At 51.6% G+C, this 24,662-nt stretch carries 36 protein-coding genes; 29 read left to right on the top strand and 7 right to left on the bottom strand.

All coding sequences use genetic code 11. The annotated features are described in order from the left end of the window. The first annotated feature begins 125 nt into the window (after positions 1-125). From QGG23_02745 to QGG23_02800, 12 genes are all read left to right on the top strand, one after another. On the top strand, positions 126-1,007 hold the full coding sequence (locus tag QGG23_02745) for an acetamidase/formamidase family protein (GenBank protein ID MDP6048351.1): 882 nt from the start codon (positions 126-128) through the stop codon (positions 1,005-1,007). Continuing rightward, the gene (locus QGG23_02750; GenBank protein ID MDP6048352.1) at positions 1,008-1,301 is read left to right on the top strand and encodes a hypothetical protein; all 294 of its coding nucleotides are present in this window, start codon (positions 1,008-1,010) and stop codon (positions 1,299-1,301) included. It begins immediately after the preceding gene. A 118-nt stretch (positions 1,302-1,419) separates the two neighbouring features. Then, positions 1,420-1,884 (top strand): hypothetical protein, encoded by a 465-nt coding sequence (locus tag QGG23_02755; protein ID MDP6048353.1) that lies wholly within the window; start codon positions 1,420-1,422, stop codon positions 1,882-1,884. 55 nt (positions 1,885-1,939) lie between these two features. Further along, complete coding sequence (locus QGG23_02760; GenBank protein MDP6048354.1) at positions 1,940-2,098, top strand: rubredoxin; 159 nt, start codon at positions 1,940-1,942, stop codon at positions 2,096-2,098. A gap of 165 nt (positions 2,099-2,263) precedes the next feature. Continuing rightward, positions 2,264-2,719, top strand: a complete 456-nt coding sequence (locus QGG23_02765; protein MDP6048355.1) for a 30S ribosomal protein S19e — start codon at positions 2,264-2,266, stop codon at positions 2,717-2,719. A gap of 10 nt (positions 2,720-2,729) precedes the next feature. Next, positions 2,730-3,068 (top strand): DNA-binding protein, encoded by a 339-nt coding sequence (locus tag QGG23_02770; protein ID MDP6048356.1) that lies wholly within the window; start codon positions 2,730-2,732, stop codon positions 3,066-3,068. A gap of 4 nt (positions 3,069-3,072) precedes the next feature. Then, the gene (locus tag QGG23_02775; protein ID MDP6048357.1) at positions 3,073-3,231 is read left to right on the top strand and encodes a 50S ribosomal protein L39e; all 159 of its coding nucleotides are present in this window, start codon (positions 3,073-3,075) and stop codon (positions 3,229-3,231) included. 21 nt (positions 3,232-3,252) lie between these two features. Further along, positions 3,253-3,528, top strand: a complete 276-nt coding sequence (locus QGG23_02780) for a 50S ribosomal protein L31e (GenBank protein ID MDP6048358.1) — start codon at positions 3,253-3,255, stop codon at positions 3,526-3,528. Beyond that, a complete protein-coding gene (gene rpl18a / locus QGG23_02785; protein MDP6048359.1) occupies positions 3,525-3,734 on the top strand; it encodes a 50S ribosomal protein L18Ae in 210 nt (69 codons plus the stop codon). Before QGG23_02780 ends, rpl18a begins: the two co-directional genes overlap by 4 nt. 11 nt (positions 3,735-3,745) lie before the next feature. After that, entirely contained in the window at positions 3,746-4,180 is a 435-nt protein-coding gene (gene pfdA / locus QGG23_02790) for a prefoldin subunit alpha (protein MDP6048360.1), read from the top strand. Further along, a complete protein-coding gene (gene ftsY / locus QGG23_02795) occupies positions 4,173-5,084 on the top strand; it encodes a signal recognition particle-docking protein FtsY (protein ID MDP6048361.1) in 912 nt (303 codons plus the stop codon). The genes pfdA and ftsY overlap by 8 nt, the downstream gene beginning before the upstream one ends. A gap of 37 nt (positions 5,085-5,121) precedes the next feature. Continuing rightward, positions 5,122-5,295, top strand: coding sequence for a protein translocase SEC61 complex subunit gamma (locus QGG23_02800; protein ID MDP6048362.1), 174 nt, complete (start codon positions 5,122-5,124; stop codon positions 5,293-5,295). Positions 5,296-5,315: 20 nt separating this feature from the next. Here the strand turns inward: QGG23_02800 and QGG23_02805 are convergent, their stop codons facing one another. Further along, positions 5,316-5,450, bottom strand: a complete 135-nt coding sequence (locus tag QGG23_02805; protein ID MDP6048363.1) for a hypothetical protein — start codon at positions 5,448-5,450, stop codon at positions 5,316-5,318. 167 nt (positions 5,451-5,617) lie between these two features. Here QGG23_02805 and QGG23_02810 point away from each other — a divergent pair, with 167 nt between their 5' ends. Further along, on the top strand, positions 5,618-6,094 hold the full coding sequence (locus tag QGG23_02810) for a flavodoxin family protein (GenBank protein MDP6048364.1): 477 nt from the start codon (positions 5,618-5,620) through the stop codon (positions 6,092-6,094). Between the two features lie 121 nt (positions 6,095-6,215). Beyond that, on the top strand, positions 6,216-6,785 hold the full coding sequence (gene afpA / locus QGG23_02815; protein ID MDP6048365.1) for an archaeoflavoprotein AfpA: 570 nt from the start codon (positions 6,216-6,218) through the stop codon (positions 6,783-6,785). Here the strand turns inward: afpA and QGG23_02820 are convergent. Then, positions 6,782-7,975, bottom strand: a complete 1,194-nt coding sequence (locus QGG23_02820) for an MFS transporter (GenBank protein ID MDP6048366.1) — start codon at positions 7,973-7,975, stop codon at positions 6,782-6,784. The genes afpA and QGG23_02820 overlap by 4 nt on opposite strands. A gap of 264 nt (positions 7,976-8,239) precedes the next feature. Here QGG23_02820 and QGG23_02825 point away from each other — a divergent pair, with 264 nt between their 5' ends. From QGG23_02825 to QGG23_02870, 10 genes are all read left to right on the top strand, one after another. Then, on the top strand, positions 8,240-8,707 hold the full coding sequence (locus QGG23_02825; GenBank protein MDP6048367.1) for a transcription elongation factor Spt5: 468 nt from the start codon (positions 8,240-8,242) through the stop codon (positions 8,705-8,707). Between the two features lies 1 nt (position 8,708). Further along, on the top strand, positions 8,709-9,197 hold the full coding sequence (locus QGG23_02830; GenBank protein ID MDP6048368.1) for a 50S ribosomal protein L11: 489 nt from the start codon (positions 8,709-8,711) through the stop codon (positions 9,195-9,197). 42 nt (positions 9,198-9,239) lie between these two features. Continuing rightward, positions 9,240-9,884, top strand: a complete 645-nt coding sequence (locus QGG23_02835; GenBank protein ID MDP6048369.1) for a 50S ribosomal protein L1 — start codon at positions 9,240-9,242, stop codon at positions 9,882-9,884. 2 nt (positions 9,885-9,886) lie between these two features. Beyond that, a complete protein-coding gene (gene rplJ / locus QGG23_02840; GenBank protein MDP6048370.1) occupies positions 9,887-10,744 on the top strand; it encodes a 50S ribosomal protein L10 in 858 nt (285 codons plus the stop codon). 115 nt (positions 10,745-10,859) lie between these two features. Next, a complete protein-coding gene (gene eif1A / locus QGG23_02845) occupies positions 10,860-11,171 on the top strand; it encodes a translation initiation factor eIF-1A (GenBank protein ID MDP6048371.1) in 312 nt (103 codons plus the stop codon). A gap of 147 nt (positions 11,172-11,318) precedes the next feature. Beyond that, positions 11,319-11,750 (top strand): 50S ribosomal protein L13, encoded by a 432-nt coding sequence (gene rplM / locus QGG23_02850; protein ID MDP6048372.1) that lies wholly within the window; start codon positions 11,319-11,321, stop codon positions 11,748-11,750. 3 nt (positions 11,751-11,753) lie between these two features. Beyond that, positions 11,754-12,164, top strand: a complete 411-nt coding sequence (locus QGG23_02855; protein ID MDP6048373.1) for a 30S ribosomal protein S9 — start codon at positions 11,754-11,756, stop codon at positions 12,162-12,164. Between the two features lie 6 nt (positions 12,165-12,170). Beyond that, positions 12,171-12,482 (top strand): ribosomal protein L13e, encoded by a 312-nt coding sequence (locus QGG23_02860; GenBank protein MDP6048374.1) that lies wholly within the window; start codon positions 12,171-12,173, stop codon positions 12,480-12,482. Positions 12,483-12,581: 99 nt separating this feature from the next. Further along, positions 12,582-12,767, top strand: coding sequence for a hypothetical protein (locus QGG23_02865; GenBank protein ID MDP6048375.1), 186 nt, complete (start codon positions 12,582-12,584; stop codon positions 12,765-12,767). Positions 12,768-12,882: 115 nt separating this feature from the next. Continuing rightward, entirely contained in the window at positions 12,883-14,310 is a 1,428-nt protein-coding gene (locus QGG23_02870; GenBank protein MDP6048376.1) for an aspartate ammonia-lyase, read from the top strand. Positions 14,311-14,923: 613 nt separating this feature from the next. Here QGG23_02870 and QGG23_02875 read toward each other — a convergent pair. From QGG23_02875 to QGG23_02895, 5 genes are all read right to left on the bottom strand, one after another. After that, on the bottom strand, positions 14,924-16,084 hold the full coding sequence (locus tag QGG23_02875; GenBank protein ID MDP6048377.1) for a pyridoxal phosphate-dependent aminotransferase: 1,161 nt from the start codon (positions 16,082-16,084) through the stop codon (positions 14,924-14,926). A gap of 363 nt (positions 16,085-16,447) precedes the next feature. Further along, the gene (locus tag QGG23_02880) at positions 16,448-17,353 is read right to left on the bottom strand and encodes a hypothetical protein (GenBank protein MDP6048378.1); all 906 of its coding nucleotides are present in this window, start codon (positions 17,351-17,353) and stop codon (positions 16,448-16,450) included. 50 nt (positions 17,354-17,403) lie between these two features. Then, the gene (panB, locus tag QGG23_02885; GenBank protein MDP6048379.1) at positions 17,404-18,171 is read right to left on the bottom strand and encodes a 3-methyl-2-oxobutanoate hydroxymethyltransferase; all 768 of its coding nucleotides are present in this window, start codon (positions 18,169-18,171) and stop codon (positions 17,404-17,406) included. Between the two features lie 87 nt (positions 18,172-18,258). Beyond that, the gene (locus tag QGG23_02890) at positions 18,259-19,071 is read right to left on the bottom strand and encodes a phosphopantothenate/pantothenate synthetase (protein ID MDP6048380.1); all 813 of its coding nucleotides are present in this window, start codon (positions 19,069-19,071) and stop codon (positions 18,259-18,261) included. Between the two features lie 59 nt (positions 19,072-19,130). Continuing rightward, positions 19,131-20,348 carry a threonine synthase gene (locus QGG23_02895; GenBank protein ID MDP6048381.1) on the bottom strand — a complete coding sequence of 406 codons (1,218 nt, stop codon included), beginning with the start codon at positions 20,346-20,348 and terminating at the stop codon, positions 19,131-19,133. 97 nt (positions 20,349-20,445) lie between these two features. Here QGG23_02895 and QGG23_02900 point away from each other — a divergent pair, with 97 nt between their 5' ends. From QGG23_02900 to QGG23_02920, 5 genes are all read left to right on the top strand, one after another. Then, the gene (locus QGG23_02900; GenBank protein MDP6048382.1) at positions 20,446-20,703 is read left to right on the top strand and encodes a translation elongation factor-like protein; all 258 of its coding nucleotides are present in this window, start codon (positions 20,446-20,448) and stop codon (positions 20,701-20,703) included. A 307-nt stretch (positions 20,704-21,010) separates the two neighbouring features. After that, a complete protein-coding gene (gene ilvB / locus QGG23_02905) occupies positions 21,011-22,699 on the top strand; it encodes a biosynthetic-type acetolactate synthase large subunit (protein ID MDP6048383.1) in 1,689 nt (562 codons plus the stop codon). A gap of 2 nt (positions 22,700-22,701) precedes the next feature. Then, positions 22,702-23,196, top strand: coding sequence for an acetolactate synthase small subunit (gene ilvN, locus QGG23_02910; GenBank protein MDP6048384.1), 495 nt, complete (start codon positions 22,702-22,704; stop codon positions 23,194-23,196). Between the two features lie 11 nt (positions 23,197-23,207). Continuing rightward, on the top strand, positions 23,208-24,194 hold the full coding sequence (gene ilvC / locus QGG23_02915; protein MDP6048385.1) for a ketol-acid reductoisomerase: 987 nt from the start codon (positions 23,208-23,210) through the stop codon (positions 24,192-24,194). A gap of 237 nt (positions 24,195-24,431) precedes the next feature. Beyond that, positions 24,432-24,659: a hypothetical protein gene (locus QGG23_02920; GenBank protein ID MDP6048386.1), complete on the top strand. Its 228-nt coding sequence runs from the start codon at positions 24,432-24,434 to the stop codon at positions 24,657-24,659. Positions 24,660-24,662: the final 3 nt, after the last annotated feature.

A 24,662-nucleotide genomic window follows, 5' to 3' on the forward strand; every position in this document is an offset into this window, starting at 1 on the left:
TATTTACCGAACTAATGGACCTTAAACAACTGAGCAGGGAACCGACTTTTATTCTTTACTATTCGGCCCGCTTTTTGGGGAAGAGTTTTAATCCCCTTATCTCAAAACAAGACTAGGTCAACCAAATGACGAGGAGGATTAAGAAGAAACCCGAGGAGGAACTCGATGCTCTAGTTGATTCGGTTCTCGACCCCCGTACTCCCCCAATCGCGAACGTCAAGCCGGGGGAGACCTTAGAGGTGGAAACCTGGAGTGCTTTGGCTAGAGTTATCAACCCGACGACCGGACCTCTCTACATCGAGGGGGCCGAACCAGGGGATACTCTTGTGGTAGATATAATCAATATAGAGCTCCCCAGTCAGGGAATTGTTGGGATTATCCCGGGCTTTGGGGCCTTGGAGGGGTGGCTCAACCTTATGGAGCCCAAACGGAAGATCTGCAAAATCGAGAACAACACAATTACCTACGTGAGGGACGACGGCAGGAAACTGGAGCTAAAGGCCGACCCGCTCATCGGGACCATAGGTGTGGCTCCGGAGGTCGAGGCCATCTCTAGCCTCACCCCGGGACGCCACGGGGGTAATATGGACTGCCCAGATATCCGGCCCGGCAACAAGCTCCTGTTGCCAGTGACGAGGCCTGGAGCCCTTTTTAAGCTTGGAGATGTCCACGCCATCCAGGGGGATGGAGAGGTCTGCGGAGTGGCAGCAGAGGTGGATGCAATGGTTACCCTCAAGGTCAGCCTCAGGAAGGGATGGACCATCAACTGGCCTCGGATCGAGGCCCCAGACGAGATAATGACCGTGGGGAGCGCCCGACCTCTCGAGGATGCCGCTCGATACGCTTACAGGGAGATGGTAGAGTGGATGGTCGCTGACTACGGGTGGGATAGAGACGATGCCTATATGTTCTTGAGCCTCGCGGGCAAAGCGAGGATCGCCCAGATAGTTGACCCTCTCTATACTGTAGTGGCTAAACTGTCAAAGGTCCATCTGAGGATGTCCTAATTGGGTGAAGCCCAGCATAAAACCTGCCTCAAGTGCGGCGAATATATGGTGGAGGGGAAGGTCTCTATCACGCTCGACAAGATGAATGTCCCCACTATGGGACCGATGAGTACTGGCTTCATGAATCAGGGATTACCACCGGGGATCGAGACAATAACAACCTCGCCAACATGGGAGGAGAAGACCGGGAAGAGAACAGGCTTCATCTTTAAGAGCGATGAGGTCACGAGGATGAAGGTCATTGGCTACAGATGCAGCCTCTGTAACTTTATCGAGTTATACGCCAAGCTTTAGCTTCATAGTCACTACGCGTTGCAATAGACGCCATTACTGAAGTAGGCGCGCGAGGCTCTTAGCTCTTTTTTACTAACGTTTAAGACGCTACATGACAACTTCTTTTTATTGGTTTCAGATGCCTAAAAAGCTAGAGAGATTTCTTGAGAGCATGGTGAAAGCGGAGGAAAGGATTGTCAGGTCTGCTGAGTCCTCTTTGGAGGGTCTGGAGAATCTCGCGGTGAGGAGTGTTCTTAAGGGGATTAGTTACGACTCCCTAAAGCACGCTGAGATGTACAGGTCCGCCAAAGAACTCCTCTTTGAGCCCCGCCCTTCCCTGGACGAGGGACAGCTTGACGTGCAGAGGGTTATCGTGGCGAGGCATATCGCGATGGAGGAGCGGCTTATCTCGAGGCTGGAGAAGATTATCCCCGATGTCGAGAACAAGAAGATAAAGTTCATTCTCAGCTCAATCATCAAGGATGAGAGGTGTCACCACGGGGTTCTGAAGCGGGTTGAGGAGCTCTTGATCAAGGATGAGACTGTGACTGAAGAGGATTGGTGGGATACGGCTTTTGGAGATGTTCCCGGTCTTTGGGGATGACTCGAATCATTCAGAGTGACCAACAATATATACCAGCCCGGAGGACAAATCATACATGACTAAATGGACGTGTAGTATTTGCAATTACGTTTACGACCCTAATGAGGGAGATTCTGAGGTTAGCCTCGCGGTTATGACGCCTTTCGAGGAGCTCCCGGAAGGCTGGATATGTCCAGTGTGTGGTGCGGAGAAAGAGGTCTTTATACAGATATAATATACGGGTCTTTGATCACGGAGCTCCTCTATTCGGGAAGCCCTTGGTAATCGAGTACTCTTTTTATTCTTCTCTTCTTGGACAGCAGCATCGCGCCGGTGGAAACAATTAGATATATATGTCGGTCCCCCACCCAATTGAGTGCATTAGAAAAGTGATGTTAATATGACCACCGCCTATGACGTGCCAGTGGACGCCCTCATCTCGAGGCTCTCCGATTATATGAAGGGCAATATTAAGGAGGTTGCCCCCCCGGAGTGGGCCTCCTATGTTAAGACCGGGTCCCATGTAGAAAGGGCCCCATTGAACCCGGACTGGTGGTACGTCAGGGCCGCTTCCATGATGAGAAAGCTTTACACCAAGGGCCCTATAGGCGTCTCCCATTTCAGGAAGGTATATGGCGGCAGGAAACGTAACGGCGCGAAGCCCGCTCACTTTAAGAAGGCGGGGGGTAACATAATCAGGACCCTTCTCCAACAGATGGAGACTGCAGGGCTCGTCCAGAAGGAGGGCGCTAAGGGCAGGGTCGTGAGCGCTAAAGGTCGGAGTCTCCTCGATGCAATGTCCGGCCAGATAAAGCGGGAGATTGACAGGGATCATCCCGATCTCAAGAAATATTGAGGAGAGACCGGTGTCTTCAAACGAGGAACTTGAGAAGATAAGGCAGCAGAGGATGCTGGAGATCCAGGCTCAACAGAGGCAACAGGATCATGTCCAACGGGCCCAGCAGGATGCAGAGACTAAGAAGGATGCCCTGCTCCGCCAGATCCTTGTTCCAGAGGCTCGGCAGAGGCTCGCTAGGGTCCGTATGGTCCGGCCGGACTTTGGGGCTCAGCTCGAGCTCCAACTGATTCAGGTTGCCCAGAGTGGGAGGGTTAAGGTTCCCATTGATGACGAGACGCTAAAGCGTCTACTAACTCAGCTTCAGGCCCAACAGAGTAAGAGAGATATCACGATTACGAGGAGATAAATGAATGGCGAGGAACAAGCCTTTGGCATACAAGCTCCGCCTCAACAAGGCGGGAAGGCAGAACAGATCGGTGCCAGCATGGATTATAGCTAAGACTCAGGGTGGCGTACGATTTAGCCCCAAGAGCAGGCGGAACTGGCGACGTTCAAAGATCAAGGCTTAGGAGGATACTTTGATGTCATCTATTGAGCGAATCTACACTATCCCCCTCGCGAAGGCTTGGGCCGTCCCAAAATACCGTAGGGCGGAGAAGGCAATAACTGTCTTGAGGGAGTTCGTCCAACGTCATATGAAGCCTGAGGAGATCATCATTGATACCGCTGTCAACGAGGTCATCTGGGCTAGGGGCATAAAAAATCCCCCTCGTAAGATCCGGGTGAGACTGTCAAAGGATCCAGATGGCACCGTCATGGTTACCTTAGCAGAGGTGGAGATAGATGCGGAGGAGAAAGAAGAATGAGTGAGCCCAAGTTTTTCTGGGTTTCTGGGCGAATTGATAAACCCGGAGTTTATGAGCCATTCACATTCAACACAAAGGTGTCTGCCGCGAAGGCTGCCCACGCTCTTGAGAAGATATATGCAGAGATGGGGAGTCGCCATAGGGCAAAGCGTTTCCAGATTAAGATCAACTCTATCAAGGAAGTTTTACCTGACGAGGAGGCTTAGCCTTGGCTGCGGTGAGTCAACAGGAGCAGTTCCGCAAGCTTGCCTCCGAGCTCCAAATGATGCAAGGCAGCGCCGAGACTCTTCAGCAGAGGCTTGGAGTTCTCCAGAACGCTGCCACGGACCTGGGAGTCGCTAAAACATCAATCGATAGCCTCAAGAGTGGTGAGAAGGGAGACCCAATACTGGTCCCCACCGGCGGTGGTACCTTTGTAAAAGCCAAATTGGGTGATCTCAGCACTATTCTAATCACAATCGGAGCTGACGTCTCCGTAGAGATGGGGCTGGACGACGCAGAGCAAGACCTTTCTGAAAGGTTCAAGGAGGTGGAGAAGGCGAGGCAGTCCGTACAGGATCAGCTCCAGCAGATCCTTGGCCAGATGGAGGTTCACAGGGACGTCCTTAACAGGCTGAGCGCCAGCCTCCAAGGGGTCGAGCCCGCTGTTTGATAAGCTACGCCAAGGCCTCAGGGGCGTAGTCGACAAGATCTCTCAGAGCGCTTTATCTGAGAAGGACCTGGAGCCAATTCTTTGGGACCTTCAGCTACAGCTCATAAGCAACGACGTAGCCGTCGAGGTTGCAGCAAAAATTTCAAATGAACTTCAGAGCCGTCTGCTCAGTTCGTCCTTCCCCCGATTCGGGAGCAAAACTGAGCCCATCAGGGAAGCTTTTAGAGAGAGCATCAAGTCCGTCTTGGTTGCTGATGCTGATAAAGACATTATCGACCTCATCTTAGCCAAGAAATCTTTGGGAATGCCTTTTGTTATGATGTTCGTGGGGATAAACGGGACTGGGAAGACCACCACCATCGCTAAGGTCACTCGTCGACTCCTAGACAAAGGCTTCACAGTTGTTCTTGCCTCAGGCGATACCTACAGGGCGGGGGCCATTGAGCAACTTGAGGAGCACGCAAGGCGCCTCAGGGTGAGGACAATCAAGCATAAGTATGGGAGCGACGCAGCTGCTGTGGGTTTCGATGCAGTTCAGCATGCTAGGGCTCAAGGGATCGATGTGGTCCTAATTGATACTGCAGGTCGGATGCAGACCAATAGAAACCTTATGGACGAACTCCAGAAGATCAAGAGAGTTGTCCAGCCCGATTTTACTGTGATGATTCTAGATAGCCTAATTGGGAACGACGCTGTGGATCAGGCTAAGACATTCAATGAACATATAGGCTTCGATGCTACAATACTCACTAAGGTGGATGCTGATGCTAAGGGGGGAAGTAGCCTAAGCGCCGCCTTTCTTACTGGGAAGCCTATCCTCTATGTCGGGGTCGGCCAGGGTTATGGGGACCTCCAATCCTTCGAGGCGTCGTGGTTCACTGAAAGGATTCTCGGGGATTCATAAATGATTTAAGTGTGTCCTCCATCGTTAGGAGTCGAAGATGGGTTTAGGCAGTTTTTTCCAGTCGGTGACGCGCCTTTTAAGGACCATATCCAGACCTGACTGGAAGACCTACAGCTTAAGCATCAAAATCGTCTTCGTTGGAGTCGCGATCTTGGGGGGCATTGGTTTTGTTATAAGACTGATATCCGCCACAATCCAAGGCGGCATCTAACAGATGGAATACATTTTGCGTTAATCTAGAGATATTTCTTTCAGATCCTTATCGTAAGGATAGATGACGTAGCATAGGATCATGAGTATGATTAAGACGGCAATACCAATCCCGAATATCACCTCAAACTCTAGAAATGCGGTCAATTGTTCCATTCTCATACCTCCAAACTAGATTATTTCAGGCGTGTCGATTAAAAAAGTTAGCGAAATTCTGAGCTCTTATGCTCGCACTAACCTTCATATCTTTGTTTTTATCATAATTTAGTGCTCTGAAACATTTACGAAAAAGGTTTTTCACCACTCAAAAAGATAAAGTCTCAATGATCTTGGGGCTGTGCGGGATCCCGAGAGTAAAGTCAACGGAATACGCTCTCAGGGAGGCCCTCCGGATGCTGGAGGAGAGCGGATCTAAGATGGTCCCCTGTGGGGTCCGGGGAAACAGGATCCGTTTTGGCATTCACTGCGACAGCTGCCAGAACTGGGAGGGATGCCTTCAATGGGATGACGTACAGGAACTCTATCCTCTTCTAGATCTAGTGGAGATTGTTATGATCGCTGTCATCATCTACAACGGTGGCGTCAGCCACAAGTTCAAGACCATACTGGACAGGGACATAGCCATCTTTGAGGAGAACCCAGCTGTTCTCCTGGGAAGACCGGCTTTCCTTACAGTTGGGGGCGACATGTCTGGGGGTCAGAAGCTCGCGATCCAGCAGATTATTACATTCTCTACTTTGAATGGGGCCAACGCCTTAAGTGTGGAAGCCTTTGGAGCCAATCTCCGGGCCCCCTTTTGATCAAAAGACCTTCTGGAGAGAGTCATGGAGGACGACAAGGGCATCGGCTTCATCAAGAAGATAGTGAGGCGTTTCGCTGATAACTTATATGAGCGGAGGAAGTTGATGGAGGACATCTGAGATGAATATAAGAAAACGAAAAATAGTGTGGGGCATCACTGGGGCGGGGGACCTTCTGGATGAGACTCTGGGAGTTATGAAGGGGCTCAAGGAGGCCTATGATGGGAAAGTAGAGATCGAGGTATACCTCTCCAAGGCAGGGGAACAGGTTCTCCAATTTTATAGGTTAGGTGATAAGCTCAGAAGTCACTTCCGTCAGGTCCATGTGGAGAAGGATGCGAACACGCCTTTCATCACTGGCCGCCTCCACTTGGGACGTTTTGACTTTCTAATCCTCGCCCCCGCGACAAGCAACACAGTCGCGAAGATCGCCCATGGCATCTCTGACACACTACTCACAAACGGTGCTATCCAAGCCCTCAAGGCATGTGTCCCGGTGTATTTGATGCCCGTGGACTATATGGAAGGTGCCATCGTCACCACCTTGCCCAATGGAAATGAGCTGGAGCTGAGGGTGAGAAAAGAGGACGCGGAGAACGTGGTGAAGGTATCAGAGATGGACGGGATTATTATCCTCAAAAAGCCTGAGGAGATCGAGGAAATCTTTGACTCCGTGTTTGGGGGTCCCTAGGTTTCATTCATGAAATAGATGGCTGGGAGCGCAGGGAGGTTTATCAAAGCCAGTATCAAGAAGATGGTGGAGAACGGGAAAACCTCTCCCATCCCTCCTACCATGAAACTCCCCAGGGTTGCCCCCACTCCCCAGATGCTACCTAGGTAAGAAATCGAGATAGTTTTGGTTTCTTGGGTGACACTATTCGTGAGGGTGGACCACTCGGTTACCGCCCTCGTCCCCCAGCAAGCACCGAACAGAACTAGGAGGATGAAGATGGGCGCAATGTCCTTTGCGTATGAGATAGAAATATAGACGATAATCAGAGTAGAGAACGCGATGAGGAGGACCTTTTTAGGCCCAAAAGTGTCGGCCCTTCTGCCCGCAGGAAACCTGATTACAGCGTTTGAGAAGCCAACTACCGAAAATAGTAGTGCCGCGAGTGATGGGGTGAACCCCAGGTCCTGAACGGCGAAGACAGCGTACAGGCTCATGAACACCGTGTTAGACATCGCGTAGGATGTCCTGATGAACGTTAGGATCAGAACGTTCCTGTTCCTAAGAATCGCCTTGAGCGTGACCAACGTTCCCACGTCATCTTTTACGGTTTTCACCTTAGAGGATGGTAACTTCATTTCCTTGGTTTTAGCTTTGAGAAATGCCATGAGCCCGATTACGGGGAAAATGGAGGCGACCATAAAGAGCCGGCGGTAGCCGAGTTGATTGACGAGACCCCCCGCGATTAGGGGCCCCACGAACATTCCCATGGACATGAACGTCATATAGCGGCCGATGGCGTCTCCTTGCCTCGTCGCTGGGGCCATGTTGGATACACTTGACATTGTGAGCTGGTTAAATGATCCCGATGCTACGACCTGGTACAAAGGGATGACATAAAGCCAAGAAGGGCTAGGAGAAATCGCGTAGAGGATAGGAGCAGTGGCCTGAATGAAAAAGGCGACGAGGAACATCCTATAGTGACCCACTCTGTTAGAGACTATAGCGAGGGGAATTCTCATCACCATCATCAATATAGACTGGACAGATAGTATGACTCCCACTTGGATCAGGGAAGCCCCCATCTCCAGGATATAGAGGGTAAAAATGGGCTGAGTGATATGTCTTGAGATCTCGAAAAGGAAGGAGGCTGCAGAAACGAGGTAAAAGCTACCTGGGAGACTGTTGTTATTCTCCAAAAACTTGCTCACTCAATTAACTTCTCGTGATTCTTAGGAGATTGATAAATGTTTTCACGTATCTATAACCGAACCGATCAGCTTTTGAAATCATTGCGCGCGGAATGATCCGTAATGCGATATCTGAACGGGTTTTTTTTACTCTCGATAAACTCTAGGAAAATGAAGCAGAAAATCTGGCGATCTTAAAGGGGTAAGATCTCTGTAACCCGAAAATATAATCGTTATATTAATAACCAAGTCTTTTCCATCAGTTGTTACACCAGACGTGATAGTTTGTCCGAAGCCACGCCTAGAACACAGCTTTACACGGTCAAGGTGACCATGGGTCAGGAGAGGAATGTAGCCACAATGTTGGCAGATAAGTCAAAAGTCGAGGGTCTCCCCATATCCTCAATTCTTTCCCCTATTGAGCTGAAGGGCTATATCATTATCGAGTCATTAGCCCCACACGCGGTGGACGAGCTTATCAGGGGAATGCGCCACGCCCGATCAAGGGTGCCTGGTCTCGTGGACCCAAAAGAGGTGGATCACTACCTAGAGACAAAGCCCATAGTCGAGGGCCTCGAGATGGGGTCTCTGGTGGAGGTCATCGCAGGCCCCTTTAAGGGGATGGAGGCCAAGATTGTGAGGGTGGACGCATCCAAGGAGGAGGTCACCGTGGAAATTCTGGAGGCGGCATTCACCTTACCTATTACAGTCCACGCAGACTATGTTCGGGAGCTCAAAGGAGCAGCTATATAAAATGGTAGAGAAAACATTCAACTTTATCGTTAACGGCGGCGAGGCCACCGGCGGACCCCCTATAGGGCCGGCTCTCGGGCCCGTCGGTGTCAACATTATGACGATAGTCAATAAGATCAACGAAAAGACCGCTGAGTACGCGGGAGTTCCCATCCCCGTAGATGTTATTATCGACACAGACACCAAAGAGTTCACCGTTAAGGTGGGGATGCTCTCCACGTTCGCCCTCATCACCCAGAGTCTGAGCATCAGCAAGGGCTCCCAGACTCCCAACACTAACTATGTAGGCGACCTAACATTTAATCAGCTCGTGGATATCGCCAGGCGAAAGAGGGACGGCCTATTTTCATCCACGCTAAAGTCCGCAGTTAGGGAGATTGTGGGTAGCTGTCAGAGTATGGGAGTCACAGTGGAGGGGCAGCCCGGTAAGGCGATTCAGGACAAGATCGCTTCCGGAGATTTCGACTCGAGGCTCGTGGAGGCCTCATAAAGCTTTATAGATGGTCTAGTGTGAAGTCAAGAGGAATTTGAAATGTCGGTCCGGAAGGACGTAATAATGGCCTCACTTGTCAAGGCAAGAGAGACAGCCCCCTCGAGGGGTTTCGAGCAGTCCGTAGACCTGACCGTCAACCTTAAGGATCTGGATATGAGGCAGCCCGATAACAGGGTTAACCTTAGGGTCCAGGTGCCCCACGGGGTTGGCGGCCAGAAAGTATTGGTATTCGCTCAGGGAGATATGGCTCTGCGGGCCCGCAGAGCCGGGGCTGATAGGGTCGTTGAGCCTATAGAGCTCAACTCAATGGGATCAGATAAGAAGGAGACAAAGAGGCAGCTCAACAGATACGATATATTCGTGGCTGAGGCACCTCTGATGCCCACCGTAGGCCGCGTAGCTGGCCCAATCTTAGGCCCTAGGGGAAAAATGCCCACCCCGGTACCCCCTCAGGCCCCCATTGACGCCATTCTTGAGAGGGAGAGGCGGACGGTGGTTTTGAGGAGTCGAGATAGGGCATTTGTGAAGTGCAAGGTTGGGAAGGAATCGATGCCCGATGAAATTCTTGCCGATAATATCGAGTACGTGCTGAGTAATCTGACGAGAGCCTTAAACAGGGGCTTAAATAACGTGCAGTCAGTGTTTCTTAAGCTCACCATGGGCCCTGCAATCAAGGTGATATGACGATGTCCCAGGTTTCAACAGATAAAATGACTATCGTCAATTCTACTGTTAAGCTCCTCGATGAGTATAAGCTCATCGGGGCTGCTGACCTCACCAAGGTGGGGAGTGGGATGCTCCAAGACCTTAGGAAACAGCTCAGGGGCCAGGTAACCATCAAGGGAATCAAGAACACCCTGATGCGAATATCCATGGAAAAGGTGGGTCTCCATGAAACCAAGGATTTCCTCTCTCAGATCAAGGGGCAGAACATCTACATCTTCAGCAACGGGAATCCCTTCAGCCTTGCAATGACTCTCCACCGGAACAAGGTCAGGGTCTTCGCCAAGGCGGGGGACACCGCCCTCGAGGACCTCATCGTTCCTGCAGGGAATACAGGGCTTAGCCCTGGCCCTATTATCAGCAAATTTGGGGACCTTGCCATCAGGACCCGCATTGAGGCTGGGAACATCTGGGTCGTGAACGATACTAAGGTGGCCAAAACGGGGGATGAGATCTCCGAGGACCTATCGGACCTTTTAGTCCGTCTCGGGGTAAGAGCAGCGGAGATGGGTCTGGAGATCAAGGCGGTCTACGATAACGGTTCCGTGATCCCTAGAGATGAACTTATCCTTGACATCGGGGTCTACTCAGAGCGCCTCTTAAGGGCTTTTAACGGAGCCTACCAGATATCACTCAAGGCGGCATATGTCACACCCTTGACCATCATGCCATTGATATCCTTGGTCGCCTCTAATGTTATGAAGCTGGCACTAGAGTCTGTATGGGTTACTACAGAGACTGCTGCGGAGTTCGTTGCCAGGGCGAATGCGCAGGCTGTGGTTTTAGCCAAGGCAGTGGGAAAGGCCCAGGCTATCGGATAACTCCCTTTTTATCCACTTTTTTACTTTTATATAGGCTCTGTTACGCGTTCCCTTCGCCCTAAACGGGGTATTTTATAAGGGACGCCTCCGGAAATGTAGTCCGGAATCGGACATCATGGGTAAGAAACTGGTCAAGAGCGAGAGCGACATCCGGAGGAGGATGCTCATGCCCAACAGGAACGATATACTGGGCCTGGTAGACAAGAACCTGGGTTTCACCCGGATGCGGGTCATTTGCCAGGATGGGCACATGAGATTGTGCAGGGTTCGGGGTAAGATGAAGAAGCGGAACTGGGTCAGGGAAGGGGACGTTGTTCTGGTTTCTCCGTGGGAGTTTATGTGGGAGCAGAAGGGAGATATTATCTTCCGGTACACTGCTAACCAGGCTCACTGGCTCAGGGAGAAAGGAATTTTCACCCTCGGGTGACTGTCCTTCTCTAAAGCCTGGGAGGTAGTCTGGTCAGGCTTAGTCTGAGTTCTAACAAGCTCAGTTCCCAGTTGGAAAACATTTATACGTCCTCCGGGATTCACAACTTACGCATTCCGAAACCCGAGATGTAAAGGTGAATCATCAATGAGCGCACATGGAACGACGATCATCGACGCCGAGGGGCTGATCCTGGGCAGGATGGCCAGCCTCGTCGCCAAGAGGCTCCTCAACGGGGAGCGCATCGAGATCGTTAACGCCGAGGGCGCCGTGGTCTCGGGTAAGAGGAAGATGGTCATCAAGGAGAGGAAGGAGTTCCTCGAGGTTGGAGGCCCAACCAAAGGGCCATTCCATTACCGCAAGCCTAACGCTATCGTCAGAAGGACTGTTCGGGGGATGCTTCCCCGCAGAAAGACCCGGGGGCGAGAGGCCTTTGGGAGATTGAAGGTGCACATCGGCGTGCCCCGAGATCTCTACGGAGCTGAGATGGAGAGTCTCCCCGATGCCACCCTCGAGAGGCTTAAGGAACGATATATCACCATAGGCGAGATCGCGAAAAATATTGGATGGAAAGGATAGTTAATGTCATTAAGAAAGAAGGTTCAGCTCACTGTCGGTAAGAGGAAGACCAGCAAGGCCCGAGTTGTCATATCTAAGGGGAAAGGTCGTGTTAGAATCAACAATATCCCCTTAGCATTCTATCAGCCCCTCATAGCCCGGGATAAGATCACGGAGTCTATTATGGTCGCGGGAGAGTTAGCGGAAAACGTGGACATCAAGGTTAAGGTACACGGCGGTGGCTACATGAGCCAAGCCGAGGCTGTTCGAATGGGCATCGCCCAGAGTTTTTTAAAGTGGAGTAGGGGTAAAAAGCTCAGGACCGCATATCTCAACTATGACAGAACCATGCTTTCAGGCGATGGCAGGCGGAAGGAGCCAAAAAAGTTCGGCGGACCCGGCGCGCGGCGTAAGAAACAGAAATCCTACAGATGATGCTCTATGGTAAGGATGATCTCACCTATAGTGAAACGCGGGGTTGGGTTCAAGGCCGGCAAAGGGTTCTCAATAGACGAGGTTAAGGGGGCCGGTGTCAACGTTGGCGAAGCACGCCATCTCGGCGTGCCCGTGGATCAAAGAAGGAGCACCAGTTACCCCGAGAACGTGGAGGCCCTTAAGGCGTGGATCGCGGAGGCCCGTAAGGAGGGCTTCAGAGTCCCAAAGCCAAAGATGACCTCGAAGGGACAGAGAGGTAGGGCTTTCCGTGGGCTCACGAGCTCCGGGAAAAAGATGCGTGCCTTGGGAAAGAGCTGACTGCCTGGTTTATCCATCTACTTCCCCATTATTTATGTCGGATTGCTCTTTCCTTTACGCGATACTTTAAGGAAAGGTGCTACCTTTATTCATGTTAGGGTGGAGGATAATTTTGGCCAAGGACGTGTTACTCATGCTAGGGGGAGGCGGCGGGACATTGGCATTGAGATCGTCGGCGATTTCATAAGACGTACTAGTATCTCGGTTCCCCCGGGAGTTATTTACATGAATCCTCACAGACCTAGCTTCGAGGACTCGACAAGAGTCTACGAAAAGGATAGATGACCCTTCCATAAGAGGGGATTTGACTACAAGAGGCTCTCGAGGCGGATTAGATCACTGATTTAACCTCCTCTAGACGATGTGAACTGATTTTAAGCGCACCACAGGATCTATCCCTATGGTATCTCATAGAAGCGAGAGGGACCTCCTAGGGGATGTACGCGTACCTGCGGATGCCCTATATGGGTCTTTTACCGTGAGGGCAAAGGAGAACTTTGGTATCTCCGGGTTAAAGATCTATGAGGGGTTCATCTCAACCCTTGCAGAGGTCAAGAAGGCGGCGGCCCAGACCAATGGAGATCTCGGATTCTTGGGAGGGGAATCCCTCGTAGCTATCAGGAGCGCTACTGATGAGGTTATCTCGGGGGATCACTTTGCTGAATTCCCTCTGGACGTATTCCAGGCGGGGGCTGGGACCGCGTGGAATATGAACATGAATGAGGTCATCGCTAACCGGGCAAACCAAATGTTGGGCTCACCCTTGGGCACCTATAGACCAGTTCACCCCAACGACCACGTTAACCTGTCACAGAGTTCCAACGATGTCATCCCCAACGCCATGAGGGTCACGACCATTAAGCTCACTAAGGGACTGATCGAGAGTATAATCGAACTCGAGGGCTCTCTCCTGAGTAAAGCAGAGGAGTTCAGGGCCGTAAGGAAGAGTGGCAGGACTCATAACCGTGACGCAGTCCCTATATCACTAGGTCAGGAGTTCCGGGCGTACGCCTCTGCAATCTCCAGTAGCAGGGAACGGATCACTCAAGCCGTAGATTCTCTTCGGAGGCTCTTCCTGGGGGGAACTGCCGTGGGGACGGGATTGAATACCCACCCAGAATATCCGGGGATCGTCCTGGATCACCTGAAGACCATCACAGGGTTAGACCTTGTGCTGGCTGAGAACTTTGTTGAGAAGACGATGTTCATGACTGACTTCTTATATTACTTAGACGCGTTAGCAGCCCTTTCAGTAGACTTAGTGAAGATCTGTGGCGATCTGATACTTCTAAGCTCGGGGCCTCGAACTGGCCTTGGGGAAATAACTCTGCCCGAGGTAGAGCCAGGATCCAGCATCATGCCGGGGAAGGTGAATCCCAGCATTCTCGAGTCCGTCAGTATGGTCTGCCTCCAGGTCAGGGGTGCAAGGGCGACCGTGGAGGACGCCGCTAAATTAGGAGCGCTCAACCTCAACGTTTTTACCCCTGTCATCGCATTCAACACGTTCACCTCTGCAAGGTGGCTCACCAACGCGATTCACATCCTTACGGAGAGATGCGTTTCGGGAATTGAGGTCAATCTAGTTGCAACAAACTACTACTTTGACTATTCTAATGCTATAGCCACCCTTCTCAACCCAGTTATAGGTTACGAAGCAGCCGGTGAACTCGCCAAAGAGGCCCTAGAGAAGGGCGCTAAGATCAGGGACCTCATCATAGAGAAAGGAATACTAACTCAGGGAGAGATAGACGAGCTCATCGAGCACTCCGGTGAGCCCAATCTCCATATCTCCAGGCGGATCACTGAGGAGAGGCGACGTAAGGGCTAACCCAGGTTAACGGTATGGTCTCTTTACTGACCAAGTCTTTGACATCACCCCCGACCTCAGGCTTGTGAAATCGCGTACGTGAAACGTGCCCTGAAAATGATCCAGAGTGGGTCATGGCATCCAAAAAGTCATAGTTAGCAGCCCCCGCGTGCGATAGAAGGCAATTTCCAATAAGGTCAATGTATGACCTTTTGCTAGACATTACCACGCCAGAAAACGGAGAGTTATGGGGCTCGCCGACGAGTTGAAGAGGCTCACCTTCGACTTGTTAAGTAACTTCCCGGAGAGCTACATGGGGTTTGACTAGGCGGGATACCTTTGGGGTCTCTATTACTATATCAAATTCCGTAGATAACCGTAGATAACAATCTACCTCAATATTGAAAAGTCATAAGGTGAGATTTTTAATTGTGAAAAGATCCCAGAGAAGGGGCGCTGCTTCCTCTGCCCGAATTCTCAAGGGGCCTAAGGACAGAGTACCAGCGCGTCAAGGAAATAGGGGTCGAGGGGGATCTTAAGAAGGAACCGGAGAGGGCAAAGACAGGGACCTTATTGCACTCCATAATGAAATATTGAAAAACGGGGTGGCACCTCTTTATTCAATAAAACCGTTCTACCTCAGGTTGGAGAGGGCGCCTTCAAGTCTATCAAAGGCCTCATTGATGACGGCTTCGCTGGTCGCCATGCAGAGCCTAAGATGCCCCTCCCCCTGGGCGCCGAACTCAGAGCCCGACGTGAAGGCAATTTTTCCTACCTCAAGCATGTACTTTTGTAGTTCATCACTGACGATATCGTAGTCAAACTTTGGGAACATTAAGTATGTACCCTCCAACTTGGGGTAGGTGACTCCGGGTAACTCGTCCAGCCTCTTGTAGCAGATTTCCCTGATCTTCTCCAGATGGGTTATGATGTCCCTACGCCACCAGTCAAGACGGTGGTCCAGCATCACCGGAGCAGCGGCCTTCGCCATATTGTTGGTGGTCCGGGTGATATCAGCCGAAATCCTCTTGAGGTTCGCCATCATCCCCTCGTCGGTGGCGCAGGTATACCCCATCCGGATCCCTGCGACCCCAAAGGTCTTAGAGAATCCCCAGGTGGTCATGGTGAGCCTCTCTATCTCTGGGCTTAGGCTGGCTAGGGAAATATGCTTCCTGCCATCGAAGATTATGTCTTCCCAGAGCTCGTCGCTCATCACCGTGATCTCGCTGTCTACTGCAATATCCGCTATGGCCTTGAGCTCTTTCTCAGTCATTACTCTCCCCGTGGGGTTGTGGGGGTTGCAGACAAAGATGAGTTTCGTTTTGGCTGTCACCAGCTCTTTAAGAACCTCTTCATCAAAATTGTATCCATCTTCCATATTGAGGTTCCAGCGGATGGGAATTGTACCCGTGACCTCTTGGGCCGAGTAGAAGTGAAAGTACATAGGATCGGTGGCTATCACCTCGTCCCCTGTTTTGCACGCGTGGTTTACTGCGAGCCACATCGCTGGGATGACCCCTTGGGTGATGAGGATGTCCTCCCCGCTCGCATCGAGGCTGTTCCTCCTGGTCACCTTTTCTGCCATCGCCGCCATGGTGGGCTCGTTGAATCCGTAAAATAGATCCTCGTCGTGGATGCAGTTGAGGAGGGCCTTCTTTATTTCCATCGCGACGGGGAAGTCAGGGTCTGCTATCCATAGTGGTATCACATCTGGGGTGTGTGTGTGCCATTTCCTGCCCGGGGCCTCGAGCATCCCCTCTATGGTTGCAAAGTTGAAAATATCTCCTGTAAACATGCTTTCTCACTCGTTGGGGAAAGGGGACCTCCAGGTTTAATAATCGTTTTGGATTTTGCACAGGTAATCCCAAATCCCTGAAATTTAATCCTACACCGTTTCGACGGGATCTGGATCTCCCAGATGCTCAAGGACTGGGAGGCTAAGAACACCGAGGACTATGAGGCGCGTGCGTTTTGCATGATAACCTTCATGGCTCTATAAAGGAAAGGTGGACCCCCCAGAGCGTCCTAAAGACGATGTTTAAGGAAATTTCCTCACAATCGAGATGAATGTTTAAATGAACCCCAAGGCGCTCACAACATAGTCGAGGTCATCTTCACAAAACTTCTAGATGTTCCCTGCTTATAGCTGATCCGACATCTACAGTAAACGGGCGCCGTGTTCATCAATGGATATGGGTTGAACTTCCCTGTTCGAAGAGATTCTACGATAAAATTCTTCAACCCTTTCTGCCTTGTCTTTTTCAACTAAGGAGAATACCGCCTCCCCAAACATGGCCATAGCACATGGTACACTTGCTTTGTCAGCTGCGTTGAGGATGCCCTGGAGTTGTGGTGTTGTAATGCCAACATAGTCCGTGAACTTTCGAGATAGCTCCATAAACCGTGAAGCGCTAAGATCTTCCTTGATTTCATCAACAAAATTTCCACCCAGATCGTTTATCCTCCTTCTAAGAGCTGGGTTGGAGAGGGCTTTACTAGTAGAGATGGCCCCGAAGTGGATATAGAAGGCAACTAGTTCATCGCTCCTTCCATATTTTATAGACTCCCCAATCCCCGGGGCACCGGGCCTGTGTAATACACCAAATCCCCCCTGAGTCGCGGCAAACACGGATCCCAGCCCAGTCCTACACTCTATCTCGGCGAGATGGGCGATCCTAGAGACATCAATATCTGAAAGGCCCAGCTCCAGGGCCTCGTTCATGGCCATAGTGATGGTCAACGCTCCGCCTCCGCTGGAGCTGAAGCCTGCCCCAATCGGTGTTTCGATGTCATGAGTTACCTCGACCCTCTGATGCTCCTCTTCCATTTCGAGCATTCGTCTGACCGCGTTTTCTGAGACTATTGCTTCTCCCGTAACTCTGCCGTTTATGATGATTTTGATAGCCTCTCGCTTTGAGGGCTCTACTTGTACTTTCGTCTGGGTCCCAATCTCTACAGAGAATCCTGCGCCACGGGAGCCCTTCCTCAAGGGGTCTTTTGATTCATCGCATATTTGGAAGAACCCCGTGATGTGTCCGGGGGCGAAGGCTGAGGCTTTCTTCAACTCAATCGATTATGTGCCCCTGAGTTTATGTGATAAGTGTTGCGCTGAGGTCAGTGGAATGAGTGCCTGTCTTCGGGGAACCTCCCCGTTTTCACGTCCTCAATATAACTTTTCACAGCCTTTCCGATAAGGTTGTTGAGGTCGAGATAGGCATTCGCGTGCCTAGGGCAGTAGCCATCATCCATCCCGAGCATATCGTTCATAACAAGGACTTGACCATCACAGTGGACTCCCGCCCCGATCCCAATGGTGGACGTAGCAACAGCCCCAGTGATCCGTCTCGCAAGATCCAAGGGGATACACTCTAACACTAGGGAGAACACCCCAAGCGAGTCCAAAACTTTTGCATCTGCGAGGATCTGTTCAGCATCGCGGCTTCTCTTTCCTCTAACCTTCATGCTTTTAGCCGTTTGAGGGAGTAGCCCGAGGTGCCCCTGCACAGGGATACCTGCTTCAATGATTGCCCTTATGATTTCCGGTTTGTTTCCCTCGAGTTTGACTGCATGGGCTCCGGCCTCCACCAGTCGCTTAGAGTTGGCGAGGGCGTCCTCAACAGTGTCGAAACTGTGGATGGGCAGGTCTCCTATAACGATAGCTGATTTGACACCTCTGGCAACGGCTTGGGTATGCCGTATCATGTCCATCATCGTCACTTTTTTGGTGTCATGATATCCTAGGACCACCATTCCGAGGCTGTCCCCCACGAGGATCATATCGATACCCATATCATCGATTATTTTAGCCGTCTGATAATCGTAAGCTGTTAGGACAGTTATCTTTCTTACGCCTTTGAGGCGCTTCACTTCCTCAACATTCATTTCACTTCCTCCTTAAACATGGAACTTTCTAGAAATGGCCTATATACGACCAAGAAATCTTCATACTGAATGATCCCAGCCCTAGAACTATTTCTGGATTACTTTAGATTCCGAGAGTTTTGCTAGCCTCTTGAGTATTGTTTTCAAAGCGTCCGAGAGAGCGTCCCTGTTGCTGTAAGCGTTTACAATCTCCCTCAGAGTCTCGGGGCTCTCTTTCTTCAGGTTCTTGGCCTCGGATACTAGCAGGGGCATCGCCCTTACAACGTTATCGACTATGGTCACGTCCGCAAACTGGGCCGTCCTAGATATTGGGTTCAGGTCCACCGTTACGACCTTCTTCCCCATTCTGACTAATCCCTCTGTCCTGTCACCGTCCTCCAGAGGGACGAAGACCACGTCGGCTATATAGATCCCTCTAGGGTCCACGGTGCGACGGTCACTAAAGACCTCCTCCATCTTTGCGTTTGCCGATCCATCCACGCCTAGGATTCCTCTCGCGCCAGCCTCCTTGAGCTCCGCTTCGATGGCTTCCTCCCTTCCGGGGAGCCTATGAAAAAGATTTACTTCCAGCTTGGCGCCCGTTACATTAGAGAGGTCAACGAGCTCTCTGGCGCACAGAGCAGCCACGTTCCCGTTCACCGATAACACCGGTTGATCTGCAAGGAGAAGCATTGCCACTGCGGCAGTTATAGATGTCTGCGCTGAAGATGTGGTCTTCTCCCCTAGGATATAGTCAAAAGCCTCCCCCCTGCCGTGGGCAATGAGCCCTGCAAGTGCTAGAACCTTGGTCTCGATGTGTCTTGTGAGTCTTTCCCTGATCCTGATGGACTCGGACCGAGGATGACCATTTGATACGTGATTACCAACTTTCAACTTTATTCCCTTTTTGACTTGCGGCATCAGTGCTTCCGCCTTGAGTCCAGATAAAGATAGGCTTTAGGTAAAACGTCTGGATACCCCTATAGGTTTTTGTAGTCGATCTTTTCTCCAATATCGAAGACGGGTGCATCTATCTCAAAGAGGGTAGTGTATTTTATGCCGGAGCCTGTGTTGAACAGTACCACCTTCTCATCCTTGTCTACTTTTCCGTCGTCAATAAGATATTTGAGGGCTGCAAATGTGGCGGCCCCTTCGGGGCAGACGAAAAGCCCCTCCTCTTTAGCAATCTGTCCAATTCCGTCTATGATCTCGTCATCAGTCACAGCCAATGCTGATCCTCCACTCTCCCTAGCGGCATTAAGGACCAGAAAGTCGCCGAGGGCGTGAGGCACCCGAAGACCAGTAGCGAGGGTCTCGGCATTCTGCCAGAACTCGGATTCCCCCTTCTCCTCTTCGAAGGCTTTAGGTATTGGGGCGCATCCAGACGCCTGGACTGAGACCATTTTTGGGCGCTCGCTCCCAATCCAACCCAGTTCTTCGAGCTCGTCAAAGACCTTCCACATCCCAATGATACCTGTGCCCCCACCCGTGGGATAGATGATAACATCTGGGAGGCTCCATTCAAACTGCTCGACCACCTCAATGCCCATTGTCTTCTTTCCCTCAACCCGATAGGGTTCCTTCAGCGTAGATAGAGGGAACCAACCCATATCGGGGATCCCATCAGCTACCATTTTACCGGCGTCAGTGATGAGCCCGTTTACTAGAAAAACCTTGGCACCTACGATCTGGCATTCGATCTTGTTGACATCGGGGGCGTCTACAGGCATGAAGACATAGCTCTCCATCCTAGCTCTGGCCCCGTAGGCTGCCATCGCTCCGGCGGCATTCCCTGCAGAAGGGAGGGCGATTTTCTCGATGCCTAGCTCTTTAGCCTTAGAGACTGCCATCGCTAGGCCCCTGGCCTTGAACGTCCCTGTGGGGATAATTCCCTCGTCCTTGATCCAAAGGTCAGGAAGCCTGATGGCCTTACCAAGGTGCTTCACCTGGGTAAGGGGGGTCCAGCCCTCGCCAAGGCTGACCTTATTGGCCTTGTTTTTCACCGGGAGGAGCTCCCAATACCTCCACATCGACGCTTCTCTACCTACGAGGTCGGCGGGGGAGACGTCGCTCTTCAACGCCTCGAGGTCGTACCTCGCGAAGAGGGGCTTTCCACACTCAACGCAGACGGTCTGGACCTTGTTGATATCGTGCCAGTGGCCGCATTTTGAACATTCTAGATGCGTGAAATAGCTCATTTTGAACGGTTTTAATTATGATCACAGTTGTGCTTAAACCTTGATATGGGATCGGTTTTTGGAAAGTTTTTTTAGGCATTCTCTTGTATTCACCAACATGCCGAAAAGTTTGAAGAATGTAGGGGAGGTCATCCACTATTTCACTCGAATCGGTGTCGCTGTAGTGGACCTATCAGGATCACTCAAGTTGGGGGATAGGATCGCGATTAAGGGGATGACTACTAACTATGAGATGACGGTCACCTCGATGCAGGTCAAGGGGGCCGACATTGAGGAGGCGGGGGCGGGGGACGACGTCGGGATGAAGGTTGATGACAGGGTCCGGCAGGGGGACCTCGTTTATAGACTTGGGTAGTGTCTGCTTGGACGTGCAGTAATCTTTTTATGCCCGTCATCCGTTGCCCTTATCCACTGGCTTATCGGAGAGGTTGAAATGGGGTTTCACATTCTCAAGTTCCCAAATAATGGATGGACGTAAATGGGGTATTGCTTTATTCAGCCTCCAACATTGGGGGAAATGTAAATGGGGTCTCGTTTTATTCAGCCCTAAGGCCCACCCGAAAAGAAACTATACAAAACGGCCTCGGAGCCGTGCGTAAAACTTGTAGGTAACGAAATGGAGATGCCAGTCCACTCTGGGGTAACTAAAAGGAGGAATCACAATGGTTGAAATGTCTGGTTCTAAGGCCTTCGTAGAGGGCCTCAAACGTGAGAACGTCAATATGATATTCGGTGTCACCGGGGGTGCAGTGCTTCCCATCTGCGACGAGCTCTGGGGGAGTGACCTTAGGTTCGTAATGGCTCGCCACGAGCAGGGCGCGGTCCACATGGCCGATGGATATGCTAGGGCCCTAGGAAAGGTCGGCGTATGCCTCGCCACCTCAGGCCCAGGGGCGACGAACCTCGTCACTGGAATTGCCACGGCGAACATCGACTCTGCCCCTGTTGTAGCTTTTACCGGGCAGGTCCCCCTGAAAGCGGTGGGAAGCGACGCATTTCAAGAGGTGGACATCATCGGTATCACCGCTTCCGCTACAAAGTATAACATCCAGGTGAGGCGCCCCTCTGAGATCCCGCTGGCCATCAAATCAGCGTTCCACATTGCCTCCACGGGGAGGCAAGGAGCCGTCCTGGTGGATCTCCCGAAGGACTGTCAGATCAACGTCGAGGATATTGAGTTCCCCGACGAGGTTAGCTTTAGGGGATACAATGTGAACCGGGAGCCGGATCCCCGGGAGATGGACTGGGCAGCTACTCTCATCTCCAAGGCTCGGAGACCTGTTGTTATGGCAGGGGGCGGCGTTATAGCCTCCAACGCATCGCCTGAGGTCATAAAAATCGCGGGTATGCTTATGGCACCTGTTGTCACGAGTCTCATGGGAAAAGGCTCAATCCCTAGCGATCATCCCCTCTTCGCTGGCCTCTGCGGAATGCACGGCACTGGTGAAGCTAACATGTTGGTCTCAGACGCGGACGTCCTCCTAGTAGTGGGTGCCCGATTTTCGGATAGGACCACTGCCAGCCTTGAGGATTTCAGCCAGGGATCCAAAGTGATCCACATCGACATTGACAGGAGCGAGGTTGATAAGAACGTCGAGACGGTGACCCGGGTGATCGGGGATGCCAAGCTTGCTATTCAGGGTATCATCAAGCGCCTCAAGAAGCTAAGCTACCAGTCCCCTACCAAAGGGGACTGGATTAAAAAACTTAAAAAGTTCCGGTCTGAGTATCTTCCTCCTGAACTCTCCGAAACCCCTCACATGAGGGCACCAGCCGTTTTGAGGGCCCTCAGGAAGGTGCTCCCCAGAAACGCCCTGGTCACCACTGAGGTGGGCCAGTGCCAGATGTGGGCTGCCCTCTATTTTGACTCTTACGCCCCTCGAACCTTCTTTAGCTCCGGCGGTCTCGGGACAATGGGATGGGGCTTCCCTGCTGCCATCGGGGCCAAGGCTGCAAGGCCAGACCTGCCCGTGGTGGACATCGCGGGGGATGGGAGCTTTGCCATGACCGAGAATAGTCTCGCGACCGCCGTTGAGGATGACTTCCCTGTCATTGTTGTGGTCCTTAACAATAGGATGCTGGGGATGGTAGCCCAGTGGCAGAGGCTCTTCTACGGGCGGCGCTACATGGCGGTGAGGCAGGGGGCGTATCCCGACTTCGTGAAGCTCGCGGAGGCCTATGGGGCCGTGGGGGTCCGTCCGGAGACTATCGTCGATTTTGAAAAGGCGGTTCAAACCGCCATAGATAGCAACCTTACCACTGTGATCGATGTATCCATCGACCCCGAGGAGAACGTTTTCCCCATGGTGCCCCCTGGGAAGGGGCTTAGGGATATCCTGCTGGTGGCCTAATGATGCCGCCACTGAATACTATAGCTTTCCTCGTTGAGAACAAGGCAGGAGTTCTCTTCAATGTCTCCAACATGTTCCGGCGTCGGGGCTTTAACATCGAGAGTATCTCAGTAGGGCCCGTAGAGGGCCATCAGATCTCTAGGATGACCGTTTCCGTCTACGCCAACAACAAGGAGCTGAACCAGATCGTTCTCCAGCTCGAAAAGATGGTGGACATCATCAAGGTGAAGCGACTAGACAAGATGCGGAGCATAATGCGGGAGATGGTCCTCATCAAGGTTGACACCGTTGATCCCATGGCCCGGGAGGAGACTCTCCGACATGTGAATGCCTACCACGGCCTCATTCTCCACATCGACGCCGAATCCATCATTGCCGAGGTAACGGGCGAGTCCGAGGTGATCGACGAGTTCATATCCAAGACAAGGCCGATAGGGATTGAGGAACTCTCAAGGACTGGAGTTACCGCCCTAGAGAAGGGAAATCTGAAGCTCTAAAGGTGAAGAAAATGATTGATGTTTACCACGACAAGGATATAGATGATAAGATTCTGAAAGGAAAGAAGGTAGCCGTCATCGGATACGGTAGTCAGGGAAGGGCCCAGGCTCTAAACATGAAGGAGTCTGGGGTTGATGTTATAGTCGGCCTCAGACCCGGGAAGTCATGGGAGAGGGCCGAGGCAGATAACATGACGGTTAAACGGGTCATTGACGCGGCCAACGAGGCCGACGTGATCCTAATGCTCGTCCCGGACATGGCCCAACCCACAGTATTCGCCGAGGAGGTTTCCCTCGCGATGAAACCGGGGAAGGCCCTTCAGTTTGCTCACGGGTTTAACGTCCACTTCGGGCAGATCAAGCCCCCGGAGTGGATCGACGTCATCATGGTGGCCCCTAAGGCCCCCGGCCCAGAGTTGCGCCGTCAGTATGAGCAGGGCTTTGGGGTCCCGGCGCTCATCGCTGTGGCCCAGGACGCTACAGGCCAGGCCAAGGCAAAGGCTCTGGCCATCGCGAAGGCTCTAGGGTCTGGCAGGGCGGGGGTCATCGAGACCACCTTCAAGGACGAGACAGAGAGCGACCTTTTTGGGGAACAGGCTGTTCTCTGCGGAGGAACCGACTGGCTCATCCGCAGAGGATTCAAGGTGCTCACCGATGCGGGATACCCCCCTGAGCTCGCCTACTTCGAGGTACTCAACGAGCTAAAGCTCATCGTGGACCTTATTTACAAATCGGGGATCAGTGGGATGTACGCCGCCGTCTCAGACACAGCCAAGTTCGGCGGGATGACCGTAGGGCCCATGATTATCGATGACCACGTCGAGGACAATATGAGGGCGGCTCTTAAGGCGATCCAGAGTGGGGAATTCTCGAATGGGTGGATCGCTGATTATGAAGCTGGCTCCAAGGAGTTCCAACGTCTCTATGACGAGTGTAAGAATCTGGAGATTGAGAAGGTTGGGAAGAGGGTCAGGCAGATGTCTGGTTTGGAGAAATAAGTACTATCTAATCTTCCGGCCATTTTTTTTATTTCTCTCATGTGGAGGGGCACTCACGCTTATTGTTTTTTTAAGGGGTTATAGTTTCTACTGCACGGTTCGAAACGTTCCATAATAATGCTGTATGTGTATTTTTTATACGAATTTTTCATCAACTATGACATCCTGCTCCGAAATCTTTATTTATATTCCAGATTTCATTTTATGGGCTCATTTAAAAAAAGGCGTTTGAATGAAATGGAACACGGTCATCTCAACTTTAACTCTGACAGAACACTGAGAGGGATTAACAAGCTTTGCATCTACTCCCTCCCCTGCATCTTCGCGAGTACGATGATTCCGGCCCTCGATGAATACATGTCATCGACAATTACAGCTACCCCTTTTTGTACCCCGGATGGGAGCCAATCATCATATTTTTCCACCAAGCTAAGAGAGCATATCCGTAGGGCCATAGGAGAGTGAACA

The sequence above is a fragment of the Candidatus Bathyarchaeota archaeon genome, assembly GCA_030739585.1.
In the GTDB taxonomy this organism is placed as follows: Archaea; Thermoproteota; Bathyarchaeia; order TCS64; family TCS64.

Coding starts and splice junctions, on each gene's coding strand:
- afpA (MDP6048365.1), top strand. CDS start 6,216: ATGAATATAAGAAAACGAAAAATAGTGTGGGGCATCACTGGGGCGGGG.
- ilvN (MDP6048384.1), top strand. CDS start 22,702: ATGCCGCCACTGAATACTATAGCTTTCCTCGTTGAGAACAAGGCAGGA.
- QGG23_02805 (MDP6048363.1), bottom strand. CDS start 5,450: ATGGAACAATTGACCGCATTTCTAGAGTTTGAGGTGATATTCGGGATT.
- rpl18a (MDP6048359.1), top strand. CDS start 3,525: ATGAGTGAGCCCAAGTTTTTCTGGGTTTCTGGGCGAATTGATAAACCC.
- QGG23_02755 (MDP6048353.1), top strand. CDS start 1,420: ATGCCTAAAAAGCTAGAGAGATTTCTTGAGAGCATGGTGAAAGCGGAG.
- eif1A (MDP6048371.1), top strand. CDS start 10,860: ATGGGTAAGAAACTGGTCAAGAGCGAGAGCGACATCCGGAGGAGGATG.
- QGG23_02760 (MDP6048354.1), top strand. CDS start 1,940: ATGACTAAATGGACGTGTAGTATTTGCAATTACGTTTACGACCCTAAT.
- QGG23_02875 (MDP6048377.1), bottom strand. CDS start 16,084: ATGTTTACAGGAGATATTTTCAACTTTGCAACCATAGAGGGGATGCTC.
- QGG23_02835 (MDP6048369.1), top strand. CDS start 9,240: ATGTCGGTCCGGAAGGACGTAATAATGGCCTCACTTGTCAAGGCAAGA.
- QGG23_02765 (MDP6048355.1), top strand. CDS start 2,264: ATGACCACCGCCTATGACGTGCCAGTGGACGCCCTCATCTCGAGGCTC.
- QGG23_02860 (MDP6048374.1), top strand. CDS start 12,171: ATGGTAAGGATGATCTCACCTATAGTGAAACGCGGGGTTGGGTTCAAG.
- QGG23_02895 (MDP6048381.1), bottom strand. CDS start 20,348: ATGAGCTATTTCACGCATCTAGAATGTTCAAAATGCGGCCACTGGCAC.
- rplM (MDP6048372.1), top strand. CDS start 11,319: ATGAGCGCACATGGAACGACGATCATCGACGCCGAGGGGCTGATCCTG.
- QGG23_02800 (MDP6048362.1), top strand. CDS start 5,122: ATGGGTTTAGGCAGTTTTTTCCAGTCGGTGACGCGCCTTTTAAGGACC.
- ilvB (MDP6048383.1), top strand. CDS start 21,011: ATGGTTGAAATGTCTGGTTCTAAGGCCTTCGTAGAGGGCCTCAAACGT.
- panB (MDP6048379.1), bottom strand. CDS start 18,171: ATGAATGTTGAGGAAGTGAAGCGCCTCAAAGGCGTAAGAAAGATAACT.
- QGG23_02920 (MDP6048386.1), top strand. CDS start 24,432: ATGGAACACGGTCATCTCAACTTTAACTCTGACAGAACACTGAGAGGG.
- QGG23_02745 (MDP6048351.1), top strand. CDS start 126: ATGACGAGGAGGATTAAGAAGAAACCCGAGGAGGAACTCGATGCTCTA.
- QGG23_02810 (MDP6048364.1), top strand. CDS start 5,618: ATGATCTTGGGGCTGTGCGGGATCCCGAGAGTAAAGTCAACGGAATAC.
- QGG23_02900 (MDP6048382.1), top strand. CDS start 20,446: ATGCCGAAAAGTTTGAAGAATGTAGGGGAGGTCATCCACTATTTCACT.
- QGG23_02830 (MDP6048368.1), top strand. CDS start 8,709: ATGGTAGAGAAAACATTCAACTTTATCGTTAACGGCGGCGAGGCCACC.
- ilvC (MDP6048385.1), top strand. CDS start 23,208: ATGATTGATGTTTACCACGACAAGGATATAGATGATAAGATTCTGAAA.
- QGG23_02855 (MDP6048373.1), top strand. CDS start 11,754: ATGTCATTAAGAAAGAAGGTTCAGCTCACTGTCGGTAAGAGGAAGACC.
- QGG23_02890 (MDP6048380.1), bottom strand. CDS start 19,071: ATGCCGCAAGTCAAAAAGGGAATAAAGTTGAAAGTTGGTAATCACGTA.
- QGG23_02870 (MDP6048376.1), top strand. CDS start 12,883: ATGGTATCTCATAGAAGCGAGAGGGACCTCCTAGGGGATGTACGCGTA.
- QGG23_02775 (MDP6048357.1), top strand. CDS start 3,073: ATGGCGAGGAACAAGCCTTTGGCATACAAGCTCCGCCTCAACAAGGCG.
- rplJ (MDP6048370.1), top strand. CDS start 9,887: ATGTCCCAGGTTTCAACAGATAAAATGACTATCGTCAATTCTACTGTT.